The 13197-nt window shown below is 71.1% G+C and carries 12 protein-coding genes; 7 read left to right on the forward strand and 5 right to left on the reverse strand.

Annotated features, from left to right (window positions below):
• Positions 1-20: 20 nt before the first annotated feature.
• Entirely contained in the window at positions 21-362 is a 342-nt protein-coding gene (locus DEW08_RS33245) for a LysE family translocator (protein ID WP_281262046.1), read from the forward strand.
• Positions 344-655, forward strand: coding sequence for a LysE family translocator (locus DEW08_RS33250; protein WP_281262047.1), 312 nt, complete (start codon positions 344-346; stop codon positions 653-655). The genes DEW08_RS33245 and DEW08_RS33250 overlap by 19 nt, the downstream gene beginning before the upstream one ends.
• Here DEW08_RS33250 and DEW08_RS17530 read toward each other — a convergent pair.
• On the reverse strand, positions 624-1349 hold the full coding sequence (locus tag DEW08_RS17530) for an orotate phosphoribosyltransferase (RefSeq protein ID WP_109329245.1): 726 nt from the start codon (positions 1347-1349) through the stop codon (positions 624-626). The genes DEW08_RS33250 and DEW08_RS17530 overlap by 32 nt on opposite strands.
• A gap of 384 nt (positions 1350-1733) precedes the next feature.
• On the opposite strand from DEW08_RS17530, the gene DEW08_RS17535 reads away from it, so the two are divergent.
• A complete protein-coding gene (locus tag DEW08_RS17535; protein WP_109329247.1) occupies positions 1734-3320 on the forward strand; it encodes a DUF3369 domain-containing protein in 1587 nt (528 codons plus the stop codon).
• Between the two features lie 15 nt (positions 3321-3335).
• Here the strand turns inward: DEW08_RS17535 and DEW08_RS17540 are convergent, their stop codons facing one another.
• The 3 genes from DEW08_RS17540 to DEW08_RS17550 form a co-directional block, all read right to left on the reverse strand.
• Positions 3336-3779 (reverse strand): low affinity iron permease family protein, encoded by a 444-nt coding sequence (locus DEW08_RS17540; protein ID WP_109329249.1) that lies wholly within the window; start codon positions 3777-3779, stop codon positions 3336-3338.
• Positions 3780-3865: 86 nt separating this feature from the next.
• Positions 3866-6226, reverse strand: coding sequence for a mechanosensitive ion channel domain-containing protein (locus DEW08_RS17545; RefSeq protein ID WP_109329251.1), 2361 nt, complete (start codon positions 6224-6226; stop codon positions 3866-3868).
• Between the two features lie 136 nt (positions 6227-6362).
• Positions 6363-7709, reverse strand: a complete 1347-nt coding sequence (locus DEW08_RS17550; RefSeq protein WP_109329253.1) for a hypothetical protein — start codon at positions 7707-7709, stop codon at positions 6363-6365.
• A gap of 222 nt (positions 7710-7931) precedes the next feature.
• Between DEW08_RS17550 and DEW08_RS17555 the strand changes: the two genes are divergently transcribed.
• From DEW08_RS17555 to DEW08_RS17570, 4 genes are all read left to right on the forward strand, one after another.
• A complete protein-coding gene (locus DEW08_RS17555; protein WP_109329950.1) occupies positions 7932-8648 on the forward strand; it encodes a sulfite oxidase-like oxidoreductase in 717 nt (238 codons plus the stop codon).
• A gap of 120 nt (positions 8649-8768) precedes the next feature.
• The gene (locus DEW08_RS17560) at positions 8769-10490 is read left to right on the forward strand and encodes a 2-oxoacid:acceptor oxidoreductase subunit alpha (protein ID WP_109329255.1); all 1722 of its coding nucleotides are present in this window, start codon (positions 8769-8771) and stop codon (positions 10488-10490) included.
• A 34-nt stretch (positions 10491-10524) separates the two neighbouring features.
• Positions 10525-11364 carry a 2-oxoacid:ferredoxin oxidoreductase subunit beta gene (locus DEW08_RS17565; protein WP_109329257.1) on the forward strand — a complete coding sequence of 280 codons (840 nt, stop codon included), beginning with the start codon at positions 10525-10527 and terminating at the stop codon, positions 11362-11364.
• Positions 11361-11894, forward strand: a complete 534-nt coding sequence (locus DEW08_RS17570; RefSeq protein WP_109329259.1) for a ferritin-like domain-containing protein — start codon at positions 11361-11363, stop codon at positions 11892-11894. Before DEW08_RS17565 ends, DEW08_RS17570 begins: the two co-directional genes overlap by 4 nt.
• Before the next feature lie 67 nt (positions 11895-11961).
• On the opposite strand, the gene DEW08_RS17575 is transcribed toward DEW08_RS17570, so the two are convergent.
• Entirely contained in the window at positions 11962-13095 is a 1134-nt protein-coding gene (locus DEW08_RS17575) for an amino acid ABC transporter substrate-binding protein (RefSeq protein WP_109329261.1), read from the reverse strand.
• Positions 13096-13197 lie beyond the last annotated feature (102 nt).

Genomic DNA, 13197 nt, shown 5'->3' on the forward strand with positions numbered 1-13197 from the left:
CTTTTCCACGGAGCCCCGCCATGTCGCCCGATCTCTGGCTTGCCTTCGCCGCGGCGTCCGCCGTCATGCTGGCGATCCCCGGCCCGACGGTTCTGCTCGTCGTGTCCTATGCGCTGGGCCACGGGCGCCGGTCGGCGATGGCGACGGTGGCCGGCGTGGCACTGGGCGACTTCACCGCGATGACCGCCTCGATGCTCGGGCTCGGCATGCTGCTCGCCACCTCGGCGGCGCTGTTCACCCTGCTGAAATGGCTGGGAGCGGCCTACCTCGTCTATCTCGGCCTGAAGCTGTGGCGGGCGCCGGTCGCCGCCTCCCCGCCGACGGGGCGCAGGAGGACACCGGGGTGCGGCCGCTGCGCATGATGCTGCACACCTATGCCGTGACCGCCCTCAACCCCAAGAGCATCGTCTTCTTCGTCGCCTTCCTGCCGCAGTTCCTCGACCAGTCGCGGCCGCTGGCCGGACAGATGATGGTGATGGAGGCGACCTTCCTGACGCTGGCGACGCTGAACGCGGCGCTCTACGCCCTGCTTGCCTCGGCGGCGCGGCGGGCGGTGCGGACCCCGGCGGTGCAGCGGACCGTCAACCGGGTCGGCGGTTCGCTGCTGATCGGCGCCGGCGCGCTCACCGTCGCGTGGAAGCGCGCTGCGGCGTAGCCGCCGCATCGGCAGCCGCGTCGGACTTCCAGCGGCGCGGGTCGGCGAGGAAGGCGTGGATTTCCCCCTGCGCCTCGCCGTCGAGATAGTGGCCGCGGTTGACCACCTCCAGCACGTCCCACCAGTTCGCCAGCGCATGCATGGTGATGCCGAGCGGGGCGAGATGCTGGTGGATCTCGTCGAAGATGCCGTACTGGAACAGCACGAAGACGTCGTGCAGCTCGCAGCCCGCCTCCGTCAGGGGCTGGGCGAAGCGGGCCTTGCGATGGCCGTCGGCGGCAAGCTGCTCGACCAGCAGCACGCGCCAGCCGCGCTCCACCCGCCCTTCGATCCGGTGCTTGAAGGACTGCTCCTGCCCCGGCGCTTCCTTGCGGACGAAGATGAAGGGCAGTTCCAGCCGGTCGGCCACCAGCGTCGCCCAGGGCACCCCGGCCCCCTCGCCGGCGGCGACGGCGTCCAGGTTGCCGATGCCGATCTCCTGGTCGATCATCCGCACCGCCATGTCCACCACCTCGCCGCGCACCGCGGGATAGGACAGCAGCCGCCGCCCCTCCAGATGCAGCGGGCTCGTCAGGCCGGAGCCGTGGCGGCAGGGATGCTGCGGGTCGTAGCGCAGCGCCCCCGTTTCGATCAGGTGCCGCGCCAGCCTCAGCGCGTTCTCCCGCGATTCGATGTCCCAGGCGTCAGGTATCATGGCAGGTCCCCCATGCGCGCGCGGACGGCCGAGGCCGGGCACCCGGTCCCGCCGTCCCGGACCGACTGCTCCCACCGGTTGATTGACCGCCTTCCCGCTGCACGCCGCAAGCGGACAGCCGGCCGTCCCCGGGCTCATCGGGGGTAACCCGGCGACCGGCCGGAGGTTCCCCGCCCCGACGCGCCCGGCCGCATCCGCGGCGGATGGCCGCCACCGCCGCCCGCCATCGACGGCCGCGGTTGACAAGGGGGCGGGCCGCGGGAAAAGTTGTGCTGCCGGATGTCCGGAGGGTCTTTCCGGCGGCTCCGCGGAGCGGGGAACCACCGGAAGGCGCGGACCCCGCGCCATGAACCAGGGCGCGGGATCGGGCGCGGGAACACAGGCATGTCGGGCGATCTGGGCGACGATCTGGAGGACGATCCGGGCGGGGGCGACGAGCTCCGGTTCCTGGAGGAGCCGGCCGAGGAGCCGGCGGCGGCCCGCTGCGCCGCGGAGCCGTGGAAGATCCTGATCGCCGACGACGACCACGAGGTGCACGCGATCACCCGCGTCGTGCTGTCCGACGTCCGCTTCCAGGACCGGCCCATCCTGTTCCTCTCCGCCTACTCCGCCGCGGAGGCCCGCGCCATCCTGGCGGCCGAACGCGACCTCGCCGCCGTCCTGCTCGACGTGGTGATGGAGACCGACGACGCCGGGCTGCGGCTGGTCCGCCACATCCGCGAGGAGCTGGGCAATCACGCCATCCGCATCATCCTGCGCACCGGCCAGCCGGGACAGGCGCCGGAACGGCAGGTCATCGCCAACTACGACATCAACGACTACAAGGCGAAGAGCGAGCTGACCTCGCAGAAGCTGTTCACCACCACGGTGGCGGCGCTGCGCTCCTACCAGCACATCGCGGCGATCGAGCGGAACCGCCAGGGGCTGGAGACCATCGTCGATTCGATCGCCGAACTGCTGGAGCAGCGCTCCCGCGACCGGTTCGTGGACGGGGTGGTGACGCAGGTGCGCGCGCTGCTGCCGGCGGCGGACGGGGCGGCGCTGTTCAGCCTGACCCCGGAGGGGGAGACGGCGCTGGTCGCCGGCTCCGGCAGCCTGACCGGGGCGGGCGGGCCGGGGTCGCTTGCCGGGGAGGTTCTTGCCGACCTCGCGTCGGCGCTGGCCGGGCGGCACAGCCTCCACCGCGACGGCCACAGCGTGCTGTCGCTGCGCACCCGGCACCATCCGCCGGCCGCCATCGTCCTGACGGCCGGCCGGCCGCCGGGCGAGATCGAGCAGCGGCTGCTGGACATCTTCTGCGGCAAGCTCGCCGTCGGCTTCGACAACCTCCACCTCCACGAGGAGGTGCAGCGGGCGCAGGTGGCGACGGTCCATGCGCTCGGCAAGCTGGCGGAATACAAGGACGAGGTCACCGGCGACCATGTCAGGCGGCTCGGCCGCTGGGCCACCGCCGTCGCCCGGCAGCTCCAGGCCGAGGGCCGCTTCCCGGAGGAGGTGGACGACCGCTTCTGCGAGCTGATCGGGCTGGCCAGCGTGCTGCACGACGTCGGCAAGGTCGGCATTCCGGACCATATCCTGCGCAAGCCGGGCAAGCTGGCGCCGGATGAGATGGCGACGATGCGCGAGCATGCCGCGATCGGCGGCCGCATCCTGCGCGACGCCGCCGGCCGGGCATCGGCGCCGACCTACCTGTCGATGGGGGCGGACATCGCCGAAAGCCACCACGAGAAGTTCGACGGCTCCGGCTATCCCCGCGGCCTGGCCGGCGACGCCATCCCGCTGGCCGGCCGCATCGTGGCGGTCGCCGACGTGTTCGACGCCCTGCTGCACCGCCGCCCCTACAAGGAGGCCTGGGAACTCGCCGACGTGATCGCCCTGCTGCGCACCGAGTCCGGCCGCCATTTCGACCCGCGGGTGGTGGAGGCCTTCATCGCCGTGCTGACCCGAGACGGGGTGCTCAAGGCGGCCTGAGGCGGGGCTCCGGCCCTAGCGCAGCCCCCGCTCGGCCAGTTCCTCGTCCACCTCGCGCTCGACGGTGCGCTCGACCTTTTCCTCCAGCTCCTGCTCCAGGCAGTCGGCGGTCCTGGCGAGCCGCTCGAAGTGTCCCTTCACCTTCGCCAGATCCTCCTCCGACCGCTCTTCCAGGTCGATCAGGCCGTTGCGGGCGGACTTGGTGGCGCGGATCAGTTCGTCCAGCTTCAGGTGAAGCGCCTGGGTATCGCGGTTCTGCGCGTTCTGGATCACGAAGACCATCAGGAAGGTGATGATCGTCGTGCCGGTGTTGATCACCAGTTGCCACGTGTCGGAGAAGCCGAACAGCGGGCCGGTGACCGCCCAGACGACGATCAGCCCGACCGCCACCACGAAGGTGACGGGCCGGCCCGAAATCCGCTCCGTCCAGCGGGCGAAGCGCGCGAAGAAGGCGTTCATGGTGGGGAGCCGCTCCGGTGATCGCTCACCGGAGGACAACACCCCCGACCATGCCCGGTTCCTCCTTCGACCGGTGCCCGGGGTGGTTACGACCCCTGGCTCAGCGCCTCGGCCAGGGCGCGGTCCTGCGACGAGCTGCCGACGACGAGCTGCATGGACGGCTTCGGAATGCTGATGCCCAGCTCGTCGAACCGCTTCTTCATGCGGCGGTTGAACTCGCGCGTCACGCCCCACTGGCGGGTCGGACGGGTGCGGAACTGCGCCAGGATGCTGAAGCCGCTGTCCGCCAGCTTGTCGACGCCCAGCACCTCCAGCGGGGCCAGGATGTCGGCGGCATACTGCGCCTCCTTCTGGATCTCCGCCCCGATCTCCTTCAGCACCGCGATCACCCGGTCCGGATCCTCGCTGTAGGACACCGTCACGTTGAAGGTGGTGTTAGAGAAGTCCTTGCTCATGTTCTTGACGGTGGTGACGGCGCTGAAGGGGATGGAATGCACCGCCCCCGCCCCGTCGCGCAGCCGGATCGAGCGGATGGAGATCGCCTCGACCGTGCCGGAATGGCCGCCGCCGACATCGACCACGTCGCCGACCGACACCGTGTCCTCGAACAGGATGAACAGGCCGGTGATGATGTCCTTGACCAGCGTCTGCGATCCGAAACCGATGGCGAGGCCGACCACGCCGGCGCCGGCCAGCAGCGGCGCGATGTTCACCCCCAGCTCGGACAAGGTGATCAGCGACACCATGGTGACCAGCAGGATCAGGAAGGCGTTGCGCAGCAGCGGCAGCAGGGTGCGGACGCGGGCACTGCGCTCGATGCGCGTGCCGTTGCGGTCGGTGGTGGCGAGGAAGCGCTCGATCAGCGCGCTGACCACCTCCCAGGCGATAACCGCGCCGGCCAGCAGCAGCGAGATGGACACCACGCTGCCCAGGATGCGGCGGCCGATCGCCGACTCCACCCAGACGGTGGTGTTGATGCCCCAGCCATGCAGGATGACCATCAGCGCGATCACCCAGATCGCCACCTTGGAGACCCGCTGGACGATCGGGACGTAGAGCGAGGCGCGCTCGTGGAGCTGCGGCAGGTTGCGCCGCAGTCCCTGGTTCATGTGCAGGCCGCGCCGCAGCAGGCGGTTGATCAGCGTGACGGCATAGCGGGCGACGAGCGCCGTCACGATGGTGATGGCGGTGGCGCGGGCCAGATACTCGAACCCGCCATAGACGTTCAGCACCCACACGCCGAAGGTCACGACCACGTAGAGGATCGCCAGGATGTGCCAGATGTCGGCGAAGCGCCGGCGGGCGGAGCGCAGGACGGCCCCCTGCCCCTCGGACTCGCGCTCCGCGGTGGCGGCCGGGTCGCCGTCGCCGGACAGCGGGTTGCCGCGCATCCAGTCGGCGACCAGCGTCCGGTTCTGCAGGATCAGCACGATCAGCATGCCGGCGATGACGAGGCCCAGCAGCTTCAGGAAGGCCCCGTAGGCGCCGAGCGGCAGGCCCAGCACATAGGCGGCCTCGGCGATGAAATAGCCGTAGACGGCGGCGGCGGCCATGCGCCGCGCCCAGATGTAGGCCCGCCACGCCCCGGCGTCGCTGGTATGGATCAGCCGCAGGTTGGGCGCGTCGGGCGCGATGGTCATGCGCACCAGGATCAGCAGGAGCTGGGTGATGACCGTGGCGTTGATCACCGCCAGCGCCACCAGCCGGACGCGCGGCGGCGGCTCGCTGACCGACAGCACGCCGTAGCCGACCACGACGAAGGCGGCGAGCGGCGCCAGCTCAAGCAGCGCGCGGCCCAGCAGCAGCGGGATGCGCACCAGCGTGGAGGGCACCTTGCGCGCCGCCAGCGCCCGCCGCGGCCGGCCGAGCAGCCAGGCGACGAAGCGCTCGATGATGCCGCCGGCGCCGAGGATGATCAGGAGCTGCACGCCGATCTGCGCCCAGCGGTCGCGGGCCGACGGGTCCTCCATCTGGCGCCGCGCCCAGTCCGCGGTGGCCGGCAGGTCGGCGAAGACGTTGCCGACCTGGACGAGCTGGCGGCTCAGCACGTCCATCCGCTGCGCCACGAAGGACAGCGCCTGCGCCCCGATCGTCTCGGGCAGGGCGGCGCTTCCCTCCGCCGCCTTGGCCTGCTCCGTCCCCTTCTGGGCGACGACCAGCACGCGGAGCTGCTCGACCAGCCGGGCGCGGGTGTCGGGATTCTCCAGCGTGGCGATCATCGCGTCGAGCTGCTGCGGCGTCAGGTCGCCGGCCACCGAAGCCGCCGCGGCCGTGCCGGCCGGCGCGCCGGCAGCAGGGGCCGCGGGAGCGGCGGGTGCGGGGGCCGGCCCCTGGGCGAAGCCGGTCGACGGCAGGGCGAGGACCAGCGCCGCCAGCAGCAGGGCGACAAGCGCCGGCCTCCGGCAGGCGGTCAGGCGGTCAAACAGAGAAGGGCGCGCGCAGTGCATCCCGGAACGATCCATCCATAGGCTTGGTCAAGCTCCGGGAAGTTAGTCCCCAAGGTCCCGCTTGCCAACCCGCGCGGTCTGACCTTTTTGAGGCGCAGCGATGCCGGGAGCGTCCGCAGGCTGGATTCGGCGGGCGCTACGGCTGCTTGCGCAGCGGACTGCCGTTCTGCTTCAGGAGCTGCGCCTCGGAGCAGCGGCGCATGTGCTCGGGAAACTCCGCGTCGGGCCCGATGACCGGCCCGGCGACATAGGAGACGCCCGCCTCCTCGGCCGCATGGAGCATCACCGCGTTGCGCACCCCCTCGACATAGGTGAAGAGCCCGGACTTGCGGGCGGACTGGCAGAGCAGCCGCATGCGGTCGGTCGCCTGGTGGTCGGTGACGCGCGGGTCGAAGCACAGCCCCGCGCCCCGTATCCCCGCCTGGGCGCAGGTGTGGAGGTCCATGGCCTCGTCGGCGATCTGCACCATCACCGCCCGGGCGAACGGGCGCAGCAGGGCCGCGAGCTCCGCCAGCCGGCCATAGGGCACGCCACCCGGCAGGTCCAGCAGCTCGAACGCCAGAAAGCTGCGCAGATGCTCGGGAATGGCCTGGCACTGCTCGATGTAGAGGCGCCGGTTGCGCTGGACGGCGAGGGTGTCGAAATGGACCGGAATGGTCTGGGCGTAGCGGAACTTGTTGGCGTAGAGGTCGACGTAGATCTCCACGGCCGAGGCCAGCGCCTCATGGTCGAAGGCGACGGCCGCCCGTTCCCGGTCGAGGCCGCCGGCGCTGCGCAGGGCCAGATACCGTGCCGTCTCGGCGTCCGGGCGGCAGGCGTAGGTGGAGATGACCTTCTTGTGCGTATCGAAATAGGGCCGGAAGAGGACCGAAGGCGCCGGGAGCTTCGTCCGGGCGACGGACAGGCGGCGCACCGCCGGCTCATCCCCGGTGGCCTCCCCACCCACTCCGCCGCCCTCTGCGCCGTCTTCGAGGCCGCGGGCGGCCAGCACCGCGCGGTCCAGCAGCTCGTCAAGGTGCGCCTTCTCGACCATCACGCCGCCGTCGATCTGCAGGACCGCGGTCCGCACGGTCACCCGATGAAGATCGCTGTTGCCGAGCAGCGCGCTGTGCAGGTTGGCGACAATCTTGCCGCAGACGAGCTGCGCCGCCGGCTTGTCCAGTACCGCGAAGACGACGACATAGTCGGAATCGTTGAGCCGGAACCACAGGTCGTTGGGCGACAGCACGCGCTGAAGCGCCCGGCAGGTGTAGTCGTGGACACGGTCCTTGACCGCCTCCCAGCGGGAGCCGAGTTCCTCGCGGATGTCCGCAAGGCCGATGAGGTGGATGCAGCCGGCGGTGACGCGGCGTCCTCCCGACAGGAGCTCCCTCGCCTTGTTGCGGAAGCTGTCGTCGATCGGGACCGGTTCGGCGGCGGTCGCCTGCTGCGGCAACGGCTCGCCATGGGGACGCCCCTGCTCCGATGGCATCGTCGTCATCATGGTCACCCTCCGCGCATGGCCTCCGGCGGACCATCGTCCCGCACCGGAAGGCCGCGGGCTTTTTCGGAGATCTGCTTATACTGCTGATTGATGGTGTATCCGCGGAAGTTGCGGAACCGTTAAGTGAGCGCCTAGGATTTCCCCTGATTGCCGCCGTCCCCCGGGGCCGGGACTGCAACGGCCGCATCGAGGACGGGCGGACCATGAGGAAGGAGCGGGATGATGACCGGGGACAGGGACCGGCCAGGAACGGGCCGGCATGAGGAGGCTCCGGACGACGCTGTCAGGACCGACGGCGCGGTGCGCGACAAGCTGGTTGCGGCCAAGGAGCGCTGGGCGCGCGACGGCCGGGCGCTGACCGGCACGACGGCCGATCCGGCGCGCGACCGGCTGCCGCCCGGACAGCGGCTGGTGGAGGACTGGCCGGTGCTCGACCTCGGCGTGCAGCCGCGGGTGACGACCGGCAACTGGAGCCTGACCGTGGACGGGCTGGTGGAGAACCCGCTGCGCTGGAGCTGGGACGATTTCCAGGCGCAGCCGCAGGAGCGCTTCCTGTCGGACATCCATTGCGTCACCACCTGGTCGCGCTACGACAACACCTGGCAGGGGGTGAGCGCCCGCCACCTGCTGTCGGTCGTCCGCCCGAAGCCGGAGGCGCGCTTCGTCCTGTTCCACGCCTATGACGGCTACACGACCAACGTGGCGCTGGAGGATTTCGCGGCGGACGATGTGCTGCTGGCGACGAGTTGGGAGGGGCAGCCGATCAGCCGCGACCATGGCGGGCCGGTGCGGGTGGTGGTGCCGAAGCTCTATTTCTGGAAGAGCGCCAAATGGGTGAAGCGGATCGAGCTGCTGGCCGAGGACCGCAAGGGCTACTGGGAGGTCCGCGGCTACCACAACCACGCCGATCCCTGGACGGAGGAGCGCTACTCGGACTGAGGCCGGCCCCTGCGGCAAAATGCAGCGTTTTGCGTCATGTCATTTCACTTTTTGCCGCAGGGCCGCACTCTCCCTCGCCGTTCGGGCGCTTCTAACGGGACGCAGAGGGGACAAGAGCTCATGGCAGTGGATTCGGTCACGATCGCCCTGGTGGGCAGCGGCGGGGCCGGCGTCATGACCGCCGGTCAGATGCTGCTGGATGCCGCGGCCGCCGTGGGGTGGTACGGGTTGATGTCGCGGTCCTCCGGTCCGCAGATCCGCGGCGGCGAGGCGGCGGCGATGGTGCGGCTCTCCCCCTCTCCGGTCCATGGCCCGGGCGACCGGTTCGACCTGATCGTCGCGTTCGACTGGCAGAATGTCGAGCGCTTCGCCGCCGAGCTGCCGCTGTCGGCCGACAGCGTGATCGTCACCGACCCGGCGCAGGGTGCCGTGCCGGCGGTGCTGGCGGCCAGCGGCGCCCGCATCATCGAGATGCCGATCAAGGAACTCGCCGCCCGCATCGCCGGCGGGCGCGTCAACATGGTCGGGCTCGGCGCCGTCGCCCAAACCGTCGGGCTGCCGCGCGCCGGCATCGACGCGGTGATCGCCAAGGCGCTGGGCAAGAAGGGCGAGGCCGCGATCCAGGCCTCCAACGCCGGCTACGACGCCGGGGCGAAGGAGGCCGCGGGCTGGGGCCTCGGGCTGGAGCTGGCGGCGCCGCAGGGAACGGGCGCGGTGCGCTGGAACATCTCCGGCAACGAGGCGGCCGGGCTCGGCGCGCTGAAGGGCGGCGTGCGCTTCTGCGCGGCCTATCCCATCACCCCGGCGACCGAGATCCTGGAATGGCTCGCCCCCAACCTGGCGCGGACCGGCGGCACGCTGGTCCAGGCGGAGGACGAGCTGGCCTCCATCACCATGTGCCTCGGCGCCTCCTTCGGCGGGGTGCCGTCGCTGACCGCCACCGCCGGGCCGGGGCTGTCGCTGATGACCGAGGCCATCGGGCTGGGGGTCGCGTCGGAAACGCCGGTGGTGATCATCGACGTGCAGCGCGGCGGCCCGTCCACCGGCATCCCGACCAAGTCGGAGCAGTCCGACCTCAACATCGCGGTCTACGGCCTGCACGGCGACGCGCCGCATCTGGTGGTCGGCCCGACCTCCATCGGCGACTGCCTGTTCACCGCCCAATGGGCGGTGCATCTGGCCGAGGCGCTGCAGACCCCCTGCATCATGCTGTCCGACCAGTCGCTGGGCCAGGCCCGCGCGGTGATCGACCGTCCGGCCGACGCTCCCTTCACGGCCGGGCGGTTGCTGGCCGAGGGGCTGGACGGCGAGGCGAGGTACAAGCGCTATGCCGACACCCCGTCGGGCATCTCGCCGGTCGCCATTCCGGGCATGCCCGGCGGCGAGCACACCGCCGACGGGCTGGAGCATGCGGAGAGCGCCCTGCCCTCCTCCCAGGCGGCCGACCACCAGACGCAGCTCGACAAGCGGCTGCGCAAGCTGACGGCCTTCGACTTCGGCCCGCACTGGGCGGAGATCGAGGGCGAGGGCGAGGTCGCCGTGGTCACCTGGGGCTCGGCCACCGGCCCGGCGCGCGAGGCGGTGAAGCGGCTGGAGGCGGCGGGCGGCAAGGCCCGGCTGGTCGCCATCCGCCTGCTGGCGCCCGTCCAGCCGGCGAAGCTGGCGCAGGCGCTGGAGGGCGTCACCAGGGTCCTGGTGGTGGAACAGACGCACGGCGCGCAGTTCCACAAGTTCCTGCGGGCGCATTACGACCTGCCGGGCTCCGTGACGGTGTTCAGCCGGCCCGGACCGCTGCCCATCCGTGCCCGCGAGGTGCACGAGGCGCTTCTTTCCCTGATTTGACCCGGCCCTCATCCGATCCGGCGGAGCAGACTCCATGGATACGCATCTGAAAGACGGCGCCGCCCCCGTCCCGGGCGACTACAAGTCGGACGTCAAGCCCATCTGGTGCCCGGGCTGCGGCGACTATTCCGTGCTGGCCGGCATCACCCGCGCCATGGCGGCGATGGGGCTGGAGCGCCACAACACCGCGGTGGTGTCCGGCATCGGCTGCTCGTCGCGCATTCCGGCCTACACCAGCGTCTACGGCTTCCACGGCGTGCACGGCCGGGCGCTGGCGGTGGCGTCGGGGCTGAAGCTGGCCCGGCCCGACCTGACGGTGCTGGTGTTCGGCGGCGACGGCGACGGCTTCTCCATCGGCGGCAACCACTTCCTGCACGCCTGCCGCCGCAACGTCGACCTGACCTACATCGTCATGGACAACCAGGTCTACGGCATGACCAAGGGACAGGCCTCGCCCACCACCGAGGCCGACTGGTGCGAGAGCAAGCTGACGCCGGAGGGGCCGGGGGTGAACCCGATCCAGCCGGTGGCGCTCGCCCTGTCCTGCGGCGCCAACTTCGTCGCCCGCGGCTATTCCGGCGATCCCAACGAGGTGGCGCGGCTGATCGTGGAGGGGGTGAGGCATCCCGGCTTCGCGGTCATCCATGTCCTGAGCCCCTGCGTCACCTTCCGGCCGGAGCAGCGGAGCTGGAAGGGCGCCGTCCACCCCTACGGCCGCGAGCCGACGGACGATCCGGCGCAGGCGATGCGCGCGGTGCTGGAGGATGACGGCTTCGGGCTCGGCATCTTCCTGGCCGGCAACCGCCGCCCCTTCCACCCTGCCGTCGCCGCCACCGCCGGCATCGCCGAGATCGAGGAGGGCTTCGCCGTATGAAGACCAAGATTCAGGGCGGCGCCACCGGCGTCGGACTCTTCCTCGCCCACGCCATGGAGCTGGAGCGCGAGGCCGCCGAGCGCTATGACGAGCTGGCCGACAGCATGGAGGCGCACAACAACCCCGAGGTCGCGAAGCTGTTCCGCGACCTGGGCGGCTATTCCCGCAAGCATGCCGAGGAGGTGCGGCAGATCGCGGAGGAGTACGGCCCGCTGCCCAAGGTCGCGCCCTGGGAGTTCGACTGGGGCAATGCCACGGAGTCGCCGGAGGCCGCGAGCTTCGAGCATGCCCATTACCTGATGCGCCCGCACCATGCGCTGAAGATGGCGCTGATGAGCGAGCAGCAGGGGGCGCATTACTACGCCTCCGTCGCCGCCGAGACGGAGGATCCCGACGTCGCCCGCCTCGCCCGCGAGTTTGCCGGCGAGGAGGAGGGCCACGTCACCCTCGTCCGCAAATGGCTGGAGCGCTATCCCGCCCCCAGGGACGACTGGGACGAGGATCCGGATCCGCCGAACGTGGCGGAGTGACCAGGCACGGCGGCTGGATCAGGCAGTCCCTGCCAGGCGCAGGTGTGATGAGGGTGGCGCCGCCCCCTCACCACCCCAGCGGCGGCGCGTAGAGCAGGCCGCCGGCCGACCACAGGCTGTTGATGCCGCGGTCGATCTTCAGCGGCGAGGACTGGCCCAGGTTGCGGTCGTAGATCTCGGCATAGCTGCCGACCTGCGTCACCACCCGCCAGCCCCATTCGTCGTCCAGCCCCAATCCCTGGCCCAGGCCGGGGACCCCGCCCAGCAGGCGCTGCGTCTCCATGTCGCCGTCCAGCCGGCGCTGGGCCGCGGTGGCGGCGGTGACGCCCTTCTCCTCGGCCAGGATGGTCGACAGGATCACCCAGCGCACGATGTTGAACCAGACATGGTCGTCGTTGCGCACCATCGGCGCCAGCGGTTCGCGCGAGATGACCTCCGGCAGGATGCGGTAGTCGTCGCTGTTGGGCGCCGCCTGCGCCCGCTGGGCGTAGAGGCCGACGCGGTCGCCGGTGTAGAGGTCGCAATGATGATTGAAGAAGGCACCGAGCGCGCCCTCGGTCGAGCGGGCGCGCTTGAGCGTCAGGCGGGCGCCGGTTCGGGCGACCCAGTCCTCGATGTTGCGGACGGTGGTGGTGCCTTCCACCACGCAGACGCTGGCCGGCTGGGACGAACGGACGATCGCCGCCAGGGTGGGCGGCTCGACCGAGCGGTGGGCCATGAAGCCCTGCGCGTCGAACATGTAGACGAGGGGAAAGGCGACGGCGAGCGAGGCCTCGCGCTGCAGGGTCCAGGTGGTTCCCTCCATCACCACGTCGACGCTGCCCTCGCGCAGGACGGAGAAGCGGTTCTCCGTGCCGATCTCGACGATGGACGCCCCCTCGGTGCTGCCGACCACCGCGGCGGCCAGCGCGCGGCACATGTCGGCGAAGAAGCCGCGCCAGTGGCCCGCCTCGTCCATCGCGGCCAGCCCGGCGCCGCTGGGGGTGATGCCGCAGCGTACCGCCCCCGCCTCGCGCACCCGCTCCAGCGTGCCGGCACTGTGGCCGCCGGCCGGCGCGGCCGGCGCGGCCGGAAGGCCGGCGATCTGGAGGCCGGCGATCTGGCCGGCGATCCGCGAGGAGGCCGCCGCGCCGGCCGCGCCTAAGGTGGCGCCGATCCACAGACAGACCGCCCCCAGCGCCATCCTCGTCGACCGCCGCATGTGCCGTCCCCATCTGCCGTGGCGGAAGCCCTTCCGACCTCCGGCTTATAGCTTCCGTAGCCAACCGCGCCGCGTCAACTGCGGTTAGGGGAAGGAGGGCGG

The organism is Azospirillum thermophilum (genome assembly GCF_003130795.1).
In the GTDB taxonomy this organism is placed as follows: Bacteria; Pseudomonadota; Alphaproteobacteria; order Azospirillales; family Azospirillaceae; genus Azospirillum; species Azospirillum thermophilum.

Coding starts and splice junctions, on each gene's coding strand:
- DEW08_RS17565 (WP_109329257.1), top strand. CDS start 10,525: ATGGATACGCATCTGAAAGACGGCGCCGCCCCCGTCCCGGGCGACTAC.
- DEW08_RS17530 (WP_109329245.1), bottom strand. CDS start 1,349: ATGATACCTGACGCCTGGGACATCGAATCGCGGGAGAACGCGCTGAGG.
- DEW08_RS17550 (WP_109329253.1), bottom strand. CDS start 7,709: ATGATGACGACGATGCCATCGGAGCAGGGGCGTCCCCATGGCGAGCCG.
- DEW08_RS17545 (WP_109329251.1), bottom strand. CDS start 6,226: ATGCACTGCGCGCGCCCTTCTCTGTTTGACCGCCTGACCGCCTGCCGG.
- DEW08_RS17555 (WP_109329950.1), top strand. CDS start 7,932: ATGACCGGGGACAGGGACCGGCCAGGAACGGGCCGGCATGAGGAGGCT.
- DEW08_RS17540 (WP_109329249.1), bottom strand. CDS start 3,779: ATGAACGCCTTCTTCGCGCGCTTCGCCCGCTGGACGGAGCGGATTTCG.
- DEW08_RS17560 (WP_109329255.1), top strand. CDS start 8,769: ATGGCAGTGGATTCGGTCACGATCGCCCTGGTGGGCAGCGGCGGGGCC.
- DEW08_RS17535 (WP_109329247.1), top strand. CDS start 1,734: ATGTCGGGCGATCTGGGCGACGATCTGGAGGACGATCCGGGCGGGGGC.
- DEW08_RS33245 (WP_281262046.1), top strand. CDS start 21: ATGTCGCCCGATCTCTGGCTTGCCTTCGCCGCGGCGTCCGCCGTCATG.
- DEW08_RS17575 (WP_109329261.1), bottom strand. CDS start 13,095: ATGCGGCGGTCGACGAGGATGGCGCTGGGGGCGGTCTGTCTGTGGATC.
- DEW08_RS17570 (WP_109329259.1), top strand. CDS start 11,361: ATGAAGACCAAGATTCAGGGCGGCGCCACCGGCGTCGGACTCTTCCTC.